The organism is Microcystis aeruginosa LEGE 91341 (assembly GCF_015206885.1).
In the GTDB taxonomy this organism is placed as follows: Bacteria; Cyanobacteriota; Cyanobacteriia; order Cyanobacteriales; family Microcystaceae; genus Microcystis; species Microcystis aeruginosa_H.
Genome location: NZ_JADEXY010000089.1, coordinates 1 through 18,424, shown reverse-complemented (window position 1 = coordinate 18,424; position 18,424 = coordinate 1). Strand labels below are relative to the sequence as shown.

Here is an 18,424-nt window from a genome sequence, read left to right as displayed (position 1 = left end):
CCCCACACCCTACACCCTACACCCCACAACCTAGTCAAGCTCTGCTATTCGATCTGGATGGAGGTGGGGGAATCGATGGGAGGGGTGGAACTTCCGGGGGTAATAGTTTGACGGTATTGACTATAAAGACGGTCGCGCCAGACAAAAAAGCCCTCGTAGGCGCTATTATCAGCTAACCCCGGAATCCCCTTGCCTTGCAATTCCGGGGGTAAGTTGAGATAGGAACCCTGGGGAAACTGAAGCAGTACACTTAATCCCGCCACGGCTAAATCGGCTAAAGTGGGCTGATCCCCGACTAAATAGGGACGATTGGCTAAAATGAGGTTTAAAGCCTCCAAGTCCTGTTGTAGCCCTTTTTTAGCGGTATTGATAGCATCTTTTCCCAGACCTACACCCGTCCCAAAAATATCAATTAATTCCCCCGGCAAGGAACCCAGCAACAAGCGCATAAAATCGGGAGTTTCCCGGGGTAAAAAAGCGGTACGAAAGTTTTGATTTTGGGCAAAAGCGCCGAGAAACGCGGTTCTTCCTTTTAATCCCAGGGATTCATCGGCCCATTCTTCGATTAATAAACATTGACCCCGTTGGAGGGGATCTGTAGGGATAATTGGTTTTTCAGGATACTTGCGATCGAGATAAAAAGCAATCTCCGTCGAGTCGGCAATATAGGTATCACCATCCTTGAGGACCGGGACCTGGCGCTGTCCGGAAAGACGGAATAATTCCAATTGTCCTACCCCTGGCACCACGTCCCTTTTTTTATAGGCAAGTCCTTTATAGTCGAGGATGAGACGAACTTTCTCGCAATAGGCAGATAGTTCAAATTGATAGAGTTCTAGCATGGGATGATATGGCCTCTCGATAAATCAGTTTCTCCCTGATTACTCTAACCCTATCGAGCATCGATCGCCTAAACTTAAAGACTTTACTCCGATTTTGCTCGAACATTTGTACTAAAAACGAGAAAGGCAAAAAAATAATCTTTTGCTAATTTTAGGGACCAAATGTAGCAAACCGAACTCAATAGCTGCACGCTTTTAGGCTAGAATATCTTCGAGCGCCAGAAGAGCCGAAATAACTTATATATTCCGGCAAGCTAACTTGCGAGAGACCAATAGCATAACCTCATAGTAGAGGTGTGCGAGGGTGGGCGACTTTCTCGGATCAGGGGTTACTATGCAATTGTCCAGTGACGTTTTTAATCAGGTAGTTCGCTATCTCGACAGCCACGAAGAAAAATTACGGATCAAAAAATTAATCTTTTATATCTGTAAAAAATATTGGGAAAATGCTCCTAATATTTTAGACGGTGTGGCGATGGAAGACTTGGTCAGGGAGTTAGTGCAACTCAAAACCAGTAAGGAACAATTAACTTTTTCTGTTTATAAATTAGTTAAAACCCTAAATCGTCCTGAAGTTTATGCGGAAGTAGCCACGGTTATTATTGAGCAAATCAGTAAATTATATAGTGATATTGCCGCCTATGACACCCAATTATCACCATTAGAACCAGCAGTTAACCCTAGGTTTACCGACGTTAATAATGCTGTCAACAACGGGGAAGATAATTGCCTAAGACAGGTGGTTAATAGCCTAGGAAATCATCTAGAGACGGAGAGAATGCAAAAATTAATGTTTGCCGCCTGTAAAAATCGTTGGGAAAATGATCTATCGGTGATTAATAATTATGGCTTAAAAAATATTATTTTAGAACTTAGGCAAAACAATCCTAATTTCTTAAGCTTGCAACAAACTCTCAAACAAGTTGCCGAAAATATTAATAAAAAAGCTCTATACCTGTCCCTAGCTGAGATTATTCTTACCCAGCTAGAGCCTCTCTACGATACTAATAACGATTACAAAGAAGAGGATAATGAGTCAAAAAGTCAAATCTTTAGTGATCAAATGGTTCATCTAAATGATGATTGTGATTCTTCGGCTAAAACTTCATCTTTCTCTTCCTCTAGAAGTAAACCTGTGGATTTTGCCTCTTCGAGAATGGAATTGCCCAAGCCAGCTTTCTTAAACAATAACCCCAGTAATTCCTCACAAATTTCTGACTATGACCCCTTTGAAATTCGTTTAGAAATTTTGCGTTATGCTAATCCTTTACGAGCCAAAATATTAATTTTCTCGCTGCTATTTTATCCTTGGGATCAGAACAGTCAAGATTGGTTAACCCTGCGAAGTTATACCCTGGAAGATTTACTACAAAAACTGATCGAAAGTGGGAAATCTATCAAGGATATCGAAATTCAACTATATCATATTGCTCAAACCCAAATGGATAGGGATGCTAACGTTCAAACCGCTGGTATTCTGGTGCAAGCTTTGCAAAAATTTTTTTAATTTTTTACCCCAATTTCTCTGAATATTCTATCTATGAAACCCACCGAATTAATTGCACGTTATGCCGAGGGAGAAACTCAATTTAGTGGCTTAAAATTACCAGGAGTTAATTTAGTTGGTGCTGACTTGATTGGCATTGTTTTAAATGGAGCAGATCTGCACGGAGCCAATCTCCTCTTTACCTATCTTAACCGGGCTAATCTCGCTCAAGCTAATCTCGTGGCGGCTAATTTAAGCGGTGCTAGTCTCAACCAAGCTGACTTAAATAGGGCAGATTTACGCAGTGCCAATTTACACGGAGCGCTGCTACAAGGAGCTAATCTTTGTGATACTGATATAACCCTAGCTATTCTACTTGATGCTAACTTAATCGGGGCAGATTTACGGGGGGCTGATTTAAGTAGTGCTAACCTCACTGGTGCTTGTTTGCGGGGAGCAAATATGCGTCGGCAAAATAAAAATTGTAACACTAATTTACAAGGAGCTAATCTCTATCGCGCCGACCTGCAAGGGGCTAATATGAGAGGGGTTAATCTCGTGCGAGCTAATCTAGTAGGAGCCAATTTAAAGGAGGCTAATTTGTGCAATGTTGACATCAGAAATGCGGATTTAACTAATGCTAATCTACAAGGAGCTTTACTCACTGATGCCAATTTAGTCGGGGTGTCTTTAGTGGGAGCAAATCTAGCAGGAGCCAATTTAGTGCGGTCAAAAATGAGCGATACGGAAGCAATACGTGCAAATTTCCATAGTGCAATTATGACTCACATAAAATTCGATCGAGCTAATCTTAGTCAAGCTAATTTTCAAGCTGCAAGAATGAATCATGCTGACTTAAGAAGGGCTAATCTTTCAGGAGTTAATCTTAGGGAAGCGGATTTAATCAATGCTTTCTTTGCTAGAGCAAATCTCACTGGTGCTGATTTAAGTAATGCGGATCTAACTGGTGCTGAGTTAATGAGTGCTAATCTGATGGGAGTTAACTTCTGCGGTGCAATTATGCCAGACGGCCGGATTAATAATTAAAATTACTAGACAATTTTTTGGCAATTATTCTGGTATAATTTAGGGGTAGAATTGAGGGTAGTATTATGGTTGATCCAGCGATTATTACAGAAGATATGGGCAAAATCTACACCAGCATTACAGTTATCAATCGCGCCGATCAAATTTTAGCAGCAGCGGCTGTGATTTCTCCGGATCAAATTCGCTCTCTTACCCTAGAAAATGTCTTGGTAGATACGGGAGCAACTACTCTTTGTCTGGTGCCAGAAGTAATCTCCCGCTTGGGTTTACAGCTTTTAAAAGAAGTAGATGTGGCTACGGCTAAAGGCATAGGAAAAGCGAGAATTTTTCGCGATGCTACCTTGATTATCGCGGGACGGGAGGGGACTTTTGAATGTTTGGAATTACCCGGAGGTCAAAACAATTTATTAGGAGTAATTCCTTTAGAAGCTTTGGGATTAAAACCGGATCTTCGTAGCCAAAAATTGCGAGTTTTACCCACGGAATCCCACGAGACTTATTTAACAATTTTATCGAACCAAATAGCTCTATAAAATCACTTTTTGTCTGACTGTTCCGGCTCTTTCAGCTATAGCGATAATCTCGATTTCTTGACCAGAAACTCCCTTAATTACCCATTCCACCGTACAGCGATAATCTAAACCGTGAGCGAGACTACTATATACTTTATTTGATCGCCCTTCTAAGTGACCGATTTCCTGCTCTAATTTTCCCACTATTAAACTTACCTCATCGGCTAAATTTAACTTGACTTGAATGGGACGAACGCTCTTTCTTTCCAGTGCTTTTTTACTGGTATAAGTGGGTAAAAATCCCTGATTTTCTAACTGTAAAACCAGATGATAAATGCCATTGCCCTCCGACTTAAGATCAAGACGAGAGATAGCTAAAAGAGGTGACATTAAAGCATGGGCAATAGTAAACTGACATTGTTGCTCACATAAATCTGGTAAATACTTTTCTGGGGCATTTTGCCAGACATTTTTAAAGTCCCAACCGCCAATTTCCACCTCTCCCAATTGGGGATGATCAAAACTTTGCCAATTAATAAAACCCTTTCCCGCTAAATTCTCATCATTCCAACGCTGTAACTTCAATTCATCTTCAAAAGGATGCCAGCGAAACCATTGAATATAATCATCTTTTTTTACTCCTGCTTGGGTGGGTGCATCCCATAACTCCACCGTAAAACCATACCAACCAAAATGATCGTAACCGTAATCATCCATGGCACCGTTAGTCACTTCTTTGGGATGATCACGAAAACCGTGATAGACAGAAACGCATTCATAACCAGTCATTGCTTTTCCCTTATCAGCAATATATTTATACATTTCTAAGTCTTCCACGGGGAAATATTCATCGGGATGGGTGCTATAGGGACGCAACATTACTGCCGAATAGGTATGATAGGTAACGAAGCCATTAATATTGGTGTTATTTGCCCAAAATTCGGCTTCTGCACGGGTTTCTGGCTCGGAAAAAGGAAAATCTCCAGCCCCCTGTTGTTCCCCTTCAGGAACCCAATAAACGGGGTAATTGCGGTTAAAATCCAGGCCCTCTAGGGTGGGGGCAGTGGTAAAATTATAGCCATCGTAATCGCGGATTAAACCTTCGGTGAGCAAAGTGTAAAAAGTTCCTTCAAATTCCTCTGGTTCGCGACGCACCATAATGCGAGGATCTTGGTCAGAAATTTTCCAAGCGCCACAGGTATCTTTTTGGCGCATTTGTAGGATTAAACCATCGCCGTTAATATCTTCAGGATATAGCCCCGGTTTCTCATCCCTGTGGGGATAGGGGCGAATACTCGATCGTAACAGATAGGGAGTAGTGAGATATTTTTCCGCTCCATCCACGGCTAATCGCGGCAAAATATAGACAGTGTAATGGTCAAGAAGTCTGGTAATTTGGGGATTATGACCGTATTGGTGCAAAAGATGGGAGATAGTGTAGAGAGCCACGGCAGAGCCTGTTACTTCCCCCGCGTGGGTGTTAGCATCGATCCAATAGGCCGGTTTTTCTAAATAGGGGCCTGTGGCTTGATTTGTGAGGGTAGTTAACCAGATATCTCGATTTTCGTAGCTTTTACCGATCGAGGTGAGGCTAATTAAATTAGGATAGGATGAAGCTAGGTTTTTGAGGAAAGAAACTAATTCGGCGTAGGGGTAATAGTGGCTAAAATCAAACATAATCTTCTGCAAGTAAAAAAAGGAGTCTCGGGTTAATTTGACAAAATATGGGATAATAACAGTAGAAAACTATGGATAGTCAAGATATTGCTCGCTATATTGAAGAAAATAACGGTATTTCTAAGCCTTGGCTGTTGGTGCAATTACGTCTCCAAAAACTGCAAGAACGTCGCGCCAGTCTTTCCCAACAGGAATATATCCAAGAATTGGATGATATTCAGCAAGACTTAATGAAATTGGGCGAATGGTGGCGAGGTATCGAGTCAGAAGTCTTTAAACCCTAAGCGGTGGCGATAATCTGTAATACTCGCGGTAAATCCTCAAATTCGCCGATTATGCGTTTCACCGGTTGCGGCCAAACCCGGACTAAAGTGGGAATAGCAGAGACATGATTGGATTCCGCTTGTTCTGGATGTTTAGAGATATCGATCACTTTCAGGGTATAGGGATGGTGTAATTCTCGTTCTAGAAGCTGATGGATCGATTCTAGGGTGTGTTTAGTATTGGCATTATTACCAGAGACAAATAACCGCAAAACATAACCCTTGGGACTAGGATTACTATAGTCAGAGTCAGGATTAATCCCTGAAGTGGTTGGGGGGCGCTCCTGATAACGGAGAATCAGATCGTGGGATTGCCAAAGTTGGGGAAACTGCTGACGATAGGTTTCTAAGATAGTGGGATTAGAGGATTGTTCCTGCCAGGGTACAGTAAACCAAGCTTGATCGTCCGTGGCGAAAATAGCATTTAATAAAGGCTGATAGCGACGGACAAGGGGATAGACTTCGGCTCTAGTATGAATACGGTGACTGTAGGGATCTCGCCAGCGATCGATGGTAGCGGTAAAACTAGGAACTAAAAAATGGGGGGGTTCTGGCAACCCTAAAGCGGACTGGAGAGCAGCGCAGAGATTCAGATGCCAATGAGTTTGTTTATCAGGATCGATACAGTAAATTAGATCGCCCCCGGGGGTAAACAGGGCGATGCCTTTAAAAATATCGGGCAACACAATCGCGGAAGTGGTCACTTGAGGGGTTCCCCTAGAGAATAAGTAGGAGCTTCTATTTTTCTAGCCTACTAAACTCTTGATCCCTGAAGAATTTCCTTCAGGGTTTTTCTAGATTCTACCCCGCAGCATCATCGCCAGTTCATTGGGGACCGGGGACATGGCCATAGCTGCCCCCTCGGTAATCCGTCCCTCTTGATAGAGGTTAAACAGGGATTGATTAGTGGTAATCATGCCGTGGTATTCGCCGTCTCTCATTAATTCGATAATTTCGTCATTTTTGCCGTTGCGAATGTAATCTTTGACGGCCTCTGTATTGACGAGAATATCGTAAAAAGCGGTCCGTTTGCCGTCGGTGCTGCGACATAAACCCTGGGAGATAATACAAACCAAAGATTCTGCGATCGCCAGCCGCGGCGATTCCCGTTCCTCGGCACCATAAAGAGTTAAAATCCGGTCAAGGGTTTTTACAGCACTGTTGGTGTGCAGGGTTCCCAGGACTAAGTGACCGGTTTGGGCAGCTTTCAGGGCAGTATTAACGGTGGCTTTGTCCCGCATCTCCCCCACCAGAATAATATCTGGGTCTTCCCGCAAACAGGCTTTTAGGGCATTATCGAACTCATGGGTGTGTATTCCCACTTCCCGTTGTTTGATTAAACTGCGACGACTTTTATGGACAAATTCGATCGGGTCTTCGATGGTGATAATATGTTTGGGGTGTTCTTTATTGATGTAATCGATCATGGCTGCTAGGGTGGTGGATTTCCCAGAACCCGTCGGACCGGTGATTAAAATCAATCCCTTCTGCACATCGCACACATCCCGGAAGACCATCGGTAAGCGCAATTGTTCCATAGTGGGGATTTTCATGGGAATCAGACGCAAAACCATCCCCGGACCGCGCAGACTTTCAAAGATATTAATCCGCGCTCTAGCGAATTCGTACTGAGTCGCACCGTCAAATTCTAGGTCTTTTTTAAAGCGAAGGATTTCTTCTTCACCGAGGATTTCGCGTAACCAACTATAAAAAGTGTTGATGTCAATTTCAGGATAGTCGAGAATAATCATTTCGCCACGATCCCGCATCCGGGGTTGTTCTCCAACCCCCAGGTGAACGTCCGAATAACCCCGATCAAAGGCAAACTGGATCAAATATTCTAAGGTGGGTTGGTTGGAGGCGCGACTGTGGGAAGAACGTGGTGGCGATATTTGACTATTTTGCGGCATATTAGGCACTTGTTTGGCCTGCGTCGCCACCTTTTTGGTCATTTCTTGATTTATCTCTGGTGTGGCTCCTTTGATTAACTCCGAGGGAGGTATCGGGATGGAGGGAACCGGCAGCGGCTGCAGTGATCGCGGGGAAGAATTGGGATTTGGACTCATTTTTGAACTCTCAAAAATTAATTATGCCAGAACTCTATAGTACAAATTATCTAAGTAAGCTGCAAGGCTGATAGATTGAGGATTAAGGAGCCAGTAGTTTCCAAGTCAGTATTCAGGCTCTCTTGGATTTGGTGGGTAAAGTGTATTCTAAGATACATTCCTCCTAGCGAGGGGGTGGAACGAACCACAAAGACACAAAGGACACAAAGATTAATCGATCCTATGTAAGTTAAACTTATCACACAGAACCTAGAAGAGCCGTTTTAGGAGAGGTAAATACGATGAATAGTCTGCAAACTTCAGTCGAACGGGAAAATTTAGGACAATTTTTGTTAGAAAATCTGCAAGATATTACAGATAAACTCAATCAGATTGCCACCGATTCTGATCGAATCATACTGGATAATTTACTACAAGAAACTCAAATTTTATTTGAGCAAGTTAAGGATAACTCTAAAACTTATCAAGCAAGAGCCGATATATTTTGTCAAATTGATGAATTATGGTTTCAGGTATGGGAACACTATAAGAATGAGGGTTCGGCAATAAATTTGATTGAGATTATCAATGAATTTACCGATAGAGTAACTGCCTATGCTAAATTATTTATCGGCCTTGCTCAGATCAATGAGGGAAAGACTGGTGAGGAAAAAGCCGATTTAATCAGAGTAGTGGAAGGTTCACGCCTTCTCTCAGAAACGATAGATGTGTTTATTGATATGTTTGCCGATTCAGAACTAGAGCAAATTTACAAGGGAGCTAAAAATACTCTATCGATTTCTAATCGTACTATAACCGAATATTTCCAAGATACTGACAAATCTTTAGTCACCCAACTGAGAGCCTATTATAGTTTAATAATTTTCAGAATTGAAGAGCGATTTAATACTAAGAATGTATCTTCAGAAACTACCTCTCATTCCCTAACAGATGATTTAAGCGATCTTGATCCTTGGACAAGAAACTTAGTGGGGGTTGTTGATTTAGGATCAGAAGACCCAAAAGAATCATATATTGATTATTTAGTGGAGAAGTATCGGTGAAACGAGTCTTATTCGACAGTGATGTATTGCTAGATGTTTTGGGTAAGCGTGAACCACATTTTCAAGGATCTGTACAAGCATTAAATACAGTTAAGACAGGTAGAACTCAAGGATATATTTCTGGTCATGCTGTCACTAATATTTATTATATTTTGTCTAAACAAAACGGAAGGGAAAGCTCAAGAAAATTGGTGATATAGTCATTTCAGATAAGTCTGATACAGTCTAGACGGACAAAATCCTTATGAACTCTGAGATTGATATTCTCAATCTTAATTGAAATGACTATAAGTCTTCTAGAGAATTTGCAAGTTGCTAGGGTGACAGATGCAATAATTAGGCAAGCATTGGCAAGTCAGATGAAAGATTTTGAAGATGCCGTTACCAGTGCCGTTGCTGAATCGGAAAAGCTAGAAATAATCATAACGCGAAACCTAAGAGATTTTGCTGTTTCCCCTGTTCCCGCAATGCTACCAGTAGATTTTTTATCGATTCTTTAACTAATGCTTCGGTAAACGTAAACCATCCGATCGCATGGGGATTAAAATCTGAGTTAAACTGCGTAATTGTTCGGCCGTTCCCATACAAATTAATAAATCCCCGGCCATTAATTCTGTATCACCAGTGGGTCCCCCGATTAGCGTACCATCAGCGCGACGTATAGCCAAAACTAAGGCCCCCGATCGAGATCTTAAATGTGCTTGACTAAGACTTAAACCGACACAGGGACAAGTCCTCGGATCGATTAGAAATTCCTCCATATAAAACGATCGATCGGTTCCAGTTAAAATCCCATCCACAAAATCCATCACCTGGGGTCGTAGGGCTGCGGCCGCTAATCTTCTCCCGCCGGTAATATAGGGAGATACCACCGCATCGGCCCCGGCCCGTTGTAATTTTTGTACTGCTTCCTCGGTACTGGCCCTAGCAATGGCGCGAATTTTCGGATTAAGAGTTTTAGCAGACAAAACTGTATATAAATTCTCCGCATCGGAAGTTAAAGCGGCCACAATACAAATAGCGCGTTCAATTCCTGCCATTTGTAAAGATTTATCTAAGGTGGCATCTCCTTGAACAACAATATAATTTAATTCTTTGGCCCGATTTACCTGTAGGGGGTCTGTATCAATAACTACAAAAGGAATATTTTCTGCGTAGAATTCGATCGCTACCTGTCTGCCTGTGCGACCTAAACCACAGATGATATAGTGTTCTGATAGTCGATCGATCAAGCGTTTCTCCTGTCTCTGTTTGAGTCCCTCTTGAAAATAGCCTTGAATTAAAGCTTCGGTCAAGCGATTAACAATATAACCGATGCTGACTACTCCCATGATAATCAAAACCATCGTGAATAGTCGTCCCCGTTCACCTAGGGGATTAATTTCGCCAAAACCGACGGTAGCGAGGGTACTAATCGTCATATAGGCCGAATCTAGCAAACTCCAACCCTCGATCAGATGATACCAAAGCGTACCGAGCAAAAACACCACGATCAGGGCAAAAATTCCCCCGATTAATTCCTGACGCAGACGACGATATTTATCTTCACTGATGGACAAGCAAAATTCACCCCTAAGATTGTCTAGTAACTTACAATGAAATCAGTTTTTAATCTAAATAACCCGTCCTTCTCAGACGGATTTGATTATAATTTCCCCTATGTCTAATCGCGCAGGAGTTCCCCAGTGAGTCCAGAAACCCTTTTAGAACCAACCCTAGTTGATCCCACTCTCAATTTAAACCCGAATCAACCCTTCGATCCAGATAGTTTTAACAGCTATGTGATGAATACTTATGGTCGTTTTCCCATTGCGATCGCCAAAGGGTTAGGCTGTCTTCTCTGGGATACTTCCGGGAAACAATACCTTGATTTTGTTGCGGGAATTGCCACCTGTACCCTCGGTCACGCGCACCCCGCTTTAATTGAAGTGGTTAGTCAGCAAATCCAAAAACTCCATCATGTCTCGAATTTATACTATATTCCCGAACAAGGAGAACTAGCTAAATGGATTGTCGATCATTCCTGCGCTGATAAAGTCTTTTTCTGTAATTCTGGTGCAGAAGCGAACGAAGCGGCCATTAAATTAGTACGGAAATATGCCCATACGGTGCTAGATTTCCTCGAACAGCCAGTTATTTTAACTGCTCACGCTAGTTTTCACGGTCGGACTTTAGCTACCATCACCGCAACCGGTCAACCGAAGTACCAAAAAGACTTTGAACCCCTGATGCCGGGGTTTGCCTATATTCCCTATAATGATATCGAAGCGGTGGAAAATGCGATCGCTGATCTCGATGAGGGTAATCGTCGGGTGGCTGCGATTATGTTGGAACCGCTGCAGGGTGAAGGGGGAGTTCGTCCAGGAGATATCGAATATTTCCAACGTTTACGGCAAATTTGCGACGAAAATAACATTTTGCTTGTCTTTGATGAAGTACAGGTGGGAGTCGGAAGAACTGGTAAACTCTGGGGTTATGAGAATTTGGGAGTAGAACCAGATATTTTCACTTCTGCCAAGGGTTTAGCGGGGGGTATTCCCATCGGTGCGATGATGTGCAAAAAATTCTGTGATGTGTTTGAACCGGGTAGTCATGCGAGTACCTTTGGGGGTAATCCTTTCGCTTGTGCCTCAGCTTTAACAGTATTACAAACCATTGAACGGGATCACATTCTGCAAAATGTTCAGCAGCGAGGGGAACAATTACGCAGCCGTTTACGCGTGATTGCTTCTCAATATCCCCATCTATTTGTGGATGTGCGCGGTTGGGGTTTAATTAATGGTTTGGAAATTAATTCAGAAAGTGAGTTGGTTTCATCTACTATTGTTAATGCAGCCTTGACCGAGGGTTTATTAATTGCTCCCGCAGGTCCGAAAGTTCTCCGTTTTGTACCTCCTTTAATTGTCTCGGAAACAGAAGTAGATGAGGCTATGGATAAGCTAGAAGTTGCTATCGCTAAAGTGGTTTAATTTCAGTTATCAGTTACCAGTTATCAGATGTAAGTTTTAAGTTGACAGTTTCCAGTTATGAGTCAATTCTTTTTGAGCTTTATCCCCTAACTGTCACTTTTTCACTGGACTAGGGGAGAATAAATCTACTGTTGTTCGGGGCAAATAATACTAAATCTGGTTATTAAAGACTGATTATTTATTCCCGCTTTTGCCTCTTGCCTTTTGCCTGTCCTCACAAGTAGCCTATACTCAAAGCATTTAGTATAAAGCTCTTCTGGGACTTTCGCAAATCCCTGACCGAATCTAGATTCTGAAACCCTTGCTTGACAAGCGAACGCTAACTTTTTTTCTAATAAAAACTCAAATTTCGGGTTTCTGTCAGTTAGCACTCGCTTGAAGGCCTACCCCATAAGAGAGCCAGACTTGAGAGACTGTAAGATTTTTGCCAGAGTTCCAGAAGAGCCATAATTAACGTTTGCTGAAAAAGTTTGTTGGTGGGGTTAGGCTTCGGCCGTGAGCTCAGCGTTCGACTGAGCTCACGCCGAAGTCCGAACGGAGTCAGTCGTCGGGAGTCGAATGAAAGTGCAAGGATTTTGAGTCCCTCAGATCGATTTCTCAACGTTTATTTCTGGGACTTTTTTGGCTAAAAAATTACCAAAACTCCTTTCTAGTAATGCTTCCAGTAATATTCAGCAAACCCTAATTACTCACTTGTAGAAATGAGATGCTCCCTCTGAACAAGCTTGGTGAATTACGAAGTTATCATTCCTAAGCCGGTGCAGAAGCAGTTAAAAATCTTTCCCAATGATCTGCAAAATCGTCTAAAAGAAAAAATCCTTGTATCTTGTATATTGATCCCTAAAAGGTGAAAAAATGGTAAATAACCAAATTGATTTACGGTGGTGGCTACTGAGCAACTTGGCAAGTGTTGAATCTTTGCCAATTATCTACAGAATATCGGTAATAGTCACTTTTATTATCTTCATTTTTTGCGCTTTTTCTCCTCTCATATTCCTGAGAACTCCCACGGGTAAGCTCCAGAAATTTTTATTGTCAAATCTAATATTTATTATCTCCTTAGTGACTTTTATTGTAGCAGCACGCTGGCCAGGTTTCTTGCCACCAATGCTAAATCCCGATGAGGCGCAGTTTACCGCAGGTGCGATAAAACTGTTGAAGGATCCAGTTTTCTGGCGTGCGGTAGATACCGGTTCATCTGGACCGCTGAATGTCTATCCTCTGACTATGCCAGCTTTTTTCGGGTTCAGAATTGAATATGCTAGTAGTCGTGTGATCGGCTTAATTATGATAATTGCTGCTATTATTTGTCTTTATTATGCCTTATCCACTCTCTACGATAAGAGCCTTTCTCGCCTAGCAATAGTTCCTGTGGTTACAACTGTCGCCTTAATGACATTTTTCGACTATGTGCATTATACAAGTGAACATTTTTCGGTGGCAATATTAAGTGTGGCTTTGTTAATCGTTTGTAAATATTATGCTGGTAATTCATCTAATCCTAATCGGCTGATATTTGCCTTGGGTTTTACCCTGGGACTTACTCCTTTTGCCAAAATTCAGTCAGTTCCTATAGCTTTCTCAATTGCTTGTATATTTTTGCACATACTCTGGCTAAAAAGCAGAGCGAGAGGTCAATTCATCAGGAGTCTTGCTGCTTTCTTTCTTGGGGGAATGTTGTTCTCGGCTCTAGTCGTACTATATCTAACAATTTTCTCAATATATGATGCTTTCTGGACATCTTACATAGAACAGAATTTATTGATTTATTCTACAGATGGTTTGGGAGGAAACGTAAACCAACTAAGCTTTTCCGTAAAAATCAACATATTTCTTTGGATGTTAAGGGTAGTGCCAGATACAAGGATATTATTTTTATTAACAGCAATTGTCTTGATATTAGGAGTCCCATTTTTAATAATAAAGCGTTTTTCCTTAAGCCTAAATCAAGAAAAGTCTAACACATTTTGTTTTGTCTATTACAGTTTATTTATTTTGGTCGCATCGAGTTATTCAATTATTAGACCAGGGAACGGATTTACTCATTATTTGCTGTTTCTAATCATACCTAGTGGATTTCTCATCGGCGTTTTTCTAGGTGAACTGGCACAAGTCTTACAGATGTCGCAATTAACTCTTTCAAACTTCAAGTTATCTCTTTTAACAGGTGTTATTTTTATTACAGTTGCTAGTAGTTTTTTAGAAGTTGCCACAATGATAACATTAGATAATGTTTACCTCGATAATCGCAGAGTATTTGCTAAAAATTATCTTAGTCCAATCGCAAAAAATATTCTAAAGTATGCTTCTCCTGGTGAATCTATGGCTGTCTGGGGATGGGCATCAGAGCTATATGTTGACACGGGTTTGGTACCGGCGATAAGAGATAGTGTTTCTGTTTGGCAAATCAAACCTGGTTCACTGCAAGAATATTTTCTGCAAAGATACGCAGAAGATCTTATTAATTCTAATGCTAAGTTATTTGTTGATGCTGTAGCTCCAAGAATGTTTTTCTTTACCGATAGACAAATTCAGGGACACGAAGTTTTTCCTGAAATTGCTAGGGTTATCAAGGAAAATTATCGGCTAGTTGATGAAGTTCAAGGAGTTCGTATTTACATTAAAAAATAATCCTACGCTGCCTTACCTTTTGTTCTTGGTCAAGCAACCACTGTCAACCTAGAAAAGGGTAAGCGCATCTCAAAAGCTGTTGACAATCGCCCAATTTTATAGGCCGATTACTGACCTAGTAAATTAATTTGGTACGATTACTTAATTTCTACGGGTTCTAAATTGTCGGCAGGAGTAAAACCAAAGAGACGGGAATAAAAATAAAATTCTGCATCTAATGCTCGTTTTATCGATTCAGCTTGACGAAATCCATGTTGTTCTCCCGCAAAGGGAACGTAAGCAACGGGTAAACCTTTTGCTTTTAAAGCTTCTACCATCATTTCCGCTTGATTGGGTGGAACTACTCGGTCTTCTAATCCTTGGAAAAAGATCACCGGACAGGATAACTGAGCGGTAAAATGAATAGGCGAGCGCTGATAGTAAATTTCCTTTTCTTGAGGATAACGTCCCACCAATTTATCTAAATATCTCGACTCGAATTTATGGGTATCGGTGGCTAAAACCTCTAAATCACTAACTCCGTAATAACTAGCTCCTGCTTTAAAAGTATCATGAAAAGTTAGGGCTGCTAAAGTTGTATAACCACCGGCGCTGCCTCCAGAAATTGCCAATCTTTCCCCATCGACTAATCCCTGATTAACCAAATATTTTGCCCCGTTGATGCAGTCTTCCACATCGACAATTCCCCAATTTCCCTGCAAACGTTGACGATATTGACGACCATAACCCGTACTACCACCATAATTGACATCTAGATAGCCAAAGCCGCGACTGGTCCAGTATTGCACCCGCAGACTTAAACTAGAGGTAGCTGCAGCCGTCGGTCCACCGTGACTTTTGACTAACAGGGGCGGTAATTCGCCATTGGGGGCAGTATAATCGGGGTTTTTGGGGGGATAATACCAAGCATAGGCAGTTAGTCCCTGACTGGTGGGAAAAGCGAGCATTTCCGGAATCGAGAAATAATCGCTAGAAATAGTTAAATTACTGGAAGATTTGAGAATTTCTCTCGTTCCTGTGGCTAAATCCAGTGAGATAACTGCTGTTACTTCCGTGAAAGAACCGCCAATAAAAACTATTTTATTATCGCTAACTTGTAGGGAAGAAATGTTAGTATCATCAGTGATAATTTCTTGGAATTCTCGATTAACAGTATCGATACTTCCTAAATACCAACGACCATCTTTTGTATAGCTACAAATAATCTTTGATTCCCCAGCAAAGCCATAGTTAGATAAACCAAAAACCCAATGAGGATAGGCAAATTCAGCCTCTATCGGTTCGAGAACTGGTTCGATTTGTTCATCGTGGTTAAAGCAATAAAAGTTCCAGAAATTATTGCGATCGCTGGTAAAATATAACTGTTTATCGGCGGACCATAGCGGTTCACATACCGACTCATTTTCACCACCAGCAATGACCCGAATATTAGTCAAATAAAGATTATTAATATCTGCTACCCAGAGAAAAGAACTATCCCAGGGCATATTAGGATGATTCCAACTAATCCAAGCTAATCGAGAACCATCGGCACTCAAGCGAGGAGAGGTATAAAAATCATCGCCAGATACTAAAGTTTCTATTTCTCCCGTATCCACATCGATGCTGACAATACTATTAACTGGTTCTCGATCTTTTTGGCTATGATCTTCACAAACACAGATTAAACGATTGCCAAATTTATCGAGAATTAAATCCGCATAACGACAGGAATTTTCTGGGGTTAGAGGTTGGGGTAAACCATCAGCAGTTTGGCGATAAATTCTTTGGTCAGTAAAATTACAAAAATAGATAATTCCAGCAACAATTAGATAGGAACCTCCCCCGTATTCATGGACACGAGTTCGCACATTAAAAGGTGCTGGAGTGATGTCTGTAGTTGTGCCGTCGGGGTTTAATTTAACTAAAACATTTCGCCCCTTTTCCTGTGGTCTGCCTTCTAACCAATAAATATCTTCTCCATCTACAGTTACACCACCAAGACTAATCGATGCTGCCACAATTAGATCGGAGGTAATCGGTGATTTCCAGGAACCATAAGCTGATATTTGATTAGACATTTTCTCCTAGAGTAGTGATTCTAATGGTGAACTAACTTGATCAGAAACGCTGATAAATTAAGAAAATTACGAGTAAACAGAACAAGGTAGGGATTAGGTGCATCCCTACCTCACTCTCTGTTTTTCTGCAATCGGAGCGGCGGGATTCGAACCCACGACCCCTACTACCCCAAAGTAGTGCGCTACCAAGCTGCGCTACGCCCCGATATTGAACCTTAACTATCATAGCGATAATCGCAGCATTTTGCAAGCTTTTTTTTCTTCCTTTCTCCCCCATCCCTGGAATTAGTGGCCAGCTATCTAGCTAATTGGGGAATACGTCCTTTTAATCCCGTCATTAATTGCAGGGCAAACAATTTCAACGGGGGGAAACCGCGCATAATTGCCAATCCGAGACGACGGATGAGAACGATGGGCGGCCAGTTATTGGAGAACAGGCGATCTAGAAAATCTGTGAAGCCTAAAATCGCTAAATTCTCGGATCTTCGCCATTTTTCGTAGGATTTTAGGGTAGAAAGCGCTCCTATATCCTCTTGCTTTTCCGCTGCTTCCTTTAATACCTGCGCTAAAGCGGCTGCGTCGCGAATGCCTAAATTTAAACCTTGACCACCGACGGGATGACAACAGTGAGCGGCATCACCAATTAAAGCCAGTCGGGGTTTAACATAGGTATCACTCTGCATTAACTGTACGGGAAAGAGAGCGCGGGGGCTAACTAATGCTATTTTTCCGAGTAATCCTCCCGTATATGCTTCTAATTTGTTGATAAATTCCGCTTCGGGCATTTCTTGCAGTTTTTTCGCTTCTTCATGGGGATTTGTCCAAACGATCTGACAGCGATTACCCTGGAGCGGTAAAATGCCCATCGGACCGGTGGGCCAAAATCTTTCAAAGGCGGTATCGTTGCGATCGAGTTGATGTTTAATGGTGAAAGCGACACAAGATTGCCAATATTTCCAACCTTTGGTTTTAATTTGCGCCCCTTGCCGGATAGCGGATTTGGCTCCATCGGCCCCGATAACTAATTTTGCGGTGATTTTTCGGGTTTGACCGGCTTCTTCCAGGGTGACAGTGGCTGTTTCTGCTCCGTACTCCACTTCTAACACTTTAGCAGGGGATAACCAGTCAATGCGATCGCAATCTTGGCTGGCATTGTGGAGGGCGGTTAAAATCACTTGATGTTCGCCCACATAGCCCAAATAATCGGTTTTTAGCTCATCGACCACAAAGGGGATAAAAATCGGAAAATCGGCATCAGAAAGGCGAATATGACGAAATTTACCGATACTGGGCGAGATTTTATCCCAGATACCCAAGCCTGTAAAAATCCGGCTGGACATCAGCGAGAGGGCATAAGCTTGACGACGGGAAGCGGCCACCTCTAGGGGACGTTCCTCGATCATAGCGATATTTAATCCTGTATTTTTTAAGGCCACCGCTAGGGTGGTTCCGACTATACCGCCCCCGACAATGATTAAATCGTAGTTGTCCCGTCCTAACATATAAATATTTTTCTCAAAGATAATCAGTGACTACACTGATCTATTCTGACACGATTTTCGGGGTTGCTGTCGGGTTTGATTCTTTTCACCCCACCTAGCCATTGATAGACTTGAAAGGGTTTTGTCCGTGGTTGAGAGTTTCGGGTTATCGCTCTTCCTAGACTTCTGGAAGGGTGATAACAAGCTGCTAAGTAGCTGGTTATAATTAAATTGAAGATAGATTTTAGGTTCGATCCCCCCTGCCCCCCTTGATAAGGGGGGGGCCT

The 18,424-nt window shown here is 42.0% G+C and carries 14 protein-coding genes, 1 tRNA gene and 1 pseudogene; 8 read left to right on the top strand and 8 right to left on the bottom strand.

All coding sequences use genetic code 11. The features are described from left to right. Positions 1-44: 44 nt before the first annotated feature. Positions 45-842 (bottom strand): glutathione S-transferase family protein, encoded by a 798-nt coding sequence (locus IQ234_RS14000; RefSeq protein ID WP_110580611.1) that lies wholly within the window; start codon positions 840-842, stop codon positions 45-47. A gap of 334 nt (positions 843-1,176) precedes the next feature. Here IQ234_RS14000 and IQ234_RS13995 point away from each other — a divergent pair, with 334 nt between their 5' ends. From IQ234_RS13995 to IQ234_RS13985, 3 genes are all read left to right on the top strand, one after another. Then, on the top strand, positions 1,177-2,349 hold the full coding sequence (locus tag IQ234_RS13995; protein ID WP_193957545.1) for a hypothetical protein: 1,173 nt from the start codon (positions 1,177-1,179) through the stop codon (positions 2,347-2,349). A 33-nt stretch (positions 2,350-2,382) separates the two neighbouring features. Continuing rightward, positions 2,383-3,375 carry a pentapeptide repeat-containing protein gene (locus IQ234_RS13990; RefSeq protein ID WP_193957544.1) on the top strand — a complete coding sequence of 331 codons (993 nt, stop codon included), beginning with the start codon at positions 2,383-2,385 and terminating at the stop codon, positions 3,373-3,375. A gap of 65 nt (positions 3,376-3,440) precedes the next feature. Next, positions 3,441-3,908, top strand: coding sequence for a retroviral-like aspartic protease family protein (locus IQ234_RS13985; RefSeq protein WP_193957543.1), 468 nt, complete (start codon positions 3,441-3,443; stop codon positions 3,906-3,908). Here the strand turns inward: IQ234_RS13985 and IQ234_RS13980 are convergent. Next, positions 3,903-5,564 carry a M14 family metallopeptidase gene (locus IQ234_RS13980; RefSeq protein WP_193957542.1) on the bottom strand — a complete coding sequence of 554 codons (1,662 nt, stop codon included), beginning with the start codon at positions 5,562-5,564 and terminating at the stop codon, positions 3,903-3,905. The two genes, IQ234_RS13985 and IQ234_RS13980, sit on opposite strands and share 6 nt — an antisense overlap. A 71-nt stretch (positions 5,565-5,635) precedes the next feature. On the opposite strand from IQ234_RS13980, the gene IQ234_RS13975 reads away from it, so the two are divergent. Next, positions 5,636-5,848, top strand: a complete 213-nt coding sequence (locus tag IQ234_RS13975) for a hypothetical protein (protein WP_193957541.1) — start codon at positions 5,636-5,638, stop codon at positions 5,846-5,848. Here IQ234_RS13975 and IQ234_RS13970 read toward each other — a convergent pair. After that, a complete protein-coding gene (locus IQ234_RS13970) occupies positions 5,845-6,591 on the bottom strand; it encodes a circadian clock KaiB family protein (RefSeq protein ID WP_193957540.1) in 747 nt (248 codons plus the stop codon). The two genes, IQ234_RS13975 and IQ234_RS13970, sit on opposite strands and share 4 nt — an antisense overlap. Positions 6,592-6,681: 90 nt before the next feature. Next, positions 6,682-7,953, bottom strand: coding sequence for a type IV pilus twitching motility protein PilT (locus tag IQ234_RS13965; RefSeq protein ID WP_193957539.1), 1,272 nt, complete (start codon positions 7,951-7,953; stop codon positions 6,682-6,684). Positions 7,954-8,234: 281 nt separating this feature from the next. Between IQ234_RS13965 and IQ234_RS13960 the strand changes: the two genes are divergently transcribed. Together IQ234_RS13960 and IQ234_RS21975 are read left to right on the top strand one after the other, a co-directional pair. After that, positions 8,235-8,996 (top strand): hypothetical protein, encoded by a 762-nt coding sequence (locus IQ234_RS13960; RefSeq protein ID WP_193957538.1) that lies wholly within the window; start codon positions 8,235-8,237, stop codon positions 8,994-8,996. Then, positions 8,993-9,496 (top strand): annotated as a pseudogene (locus IQ234_RS21975) (PIN domain-containing protein). Before IQ234_RS13960 ends, IQ234_RS21975 begins: the two are co-directional and overlap by 4 nt. Here IQ234_RS21975 and IQ234_RS13945 read toward each other — a convergent pair. Then, positions 9,497-10,555: a potassium channel family protein gene (locus IQ234_RS13945; protein WP_002733229.1), complete on the bottom strand. Its 1,059-nt coding sequence runs from the start codon at positions 10,553-10,555 to the stop codon at positions 9,497-9,499. It lies immediately after the preceding pseudogene. Positions 10,556-10,681: 126 nt separating this feature from the next. Here IQ234_RS13945 and IQ234_RS13940 point away from each other — a divergent pair, with 126 nt between their 5' ends. Both IQ234_RS13940 and IQ234_RS13935 read left to right on the top strand, forming a co-directional pair. Next, on the top strand, positions 10,682-11,965 hold the full coding sequence (locus IQ234_RS13940; RefSeq protein WP_193957535.1) for an aspartate aminotransferase family protein: 1,284 nt from the start codon (positions 10,682-10,684) through the stop codon (positions 11,963-11,965). A gap of 855 nt (positions 11,966-12,820) precedes the next feature. After that, positions 12,821-14,596 (top strand): hypothetical protein, encoded by a 1,776-nt coding sequence (locus tag IQ234_RS13935; protein WP_193957534.1) that lies wholly within the window; start codon positions 12,821-12,823, stop codon positions 14,594-14,596. A gap of 137 nt (positions 14,597-14,733) precedes the next feature. On the opposite strand, the gene IQ234_RS13930 is transcribed toward IQ234_RS13935, so the two are convergent. The 3 genes from IQ234_RS13930 to IQ234_RS13920 form a co-directional block, all read right to left on the bottom strand. Next, complete coding sequence (locus IQ234_RS13930) at positions 14,734-16,656, bottom strand: S9 family peptidase (protein ID WP_193957533.1); 1,923 nt, start codon at positions 16,654-16,656, stop codon at positions 14,734-14,736. 131 nt (positions 16,657-16,787) lie between these two features. Then, positions 16,788-16,861 (bottom strand) — tRNA-Pro (locus tag IQ234_RS13925). Positions 16,862-16,952: 91 nt separating this feature from the next. Beyond that, complete coding sequence (locus IQ234_RS13920; protein WP_193957532.1) at positions 16,953-18,158, bottom strand: FAD-dependent hydroxylase; 1,206 nt, start codon at positions 18,156-18,158, stop codon at positions 16,953-16,955. Positions 18,159-18,424 lie beyond the last annotated feature (266 nt).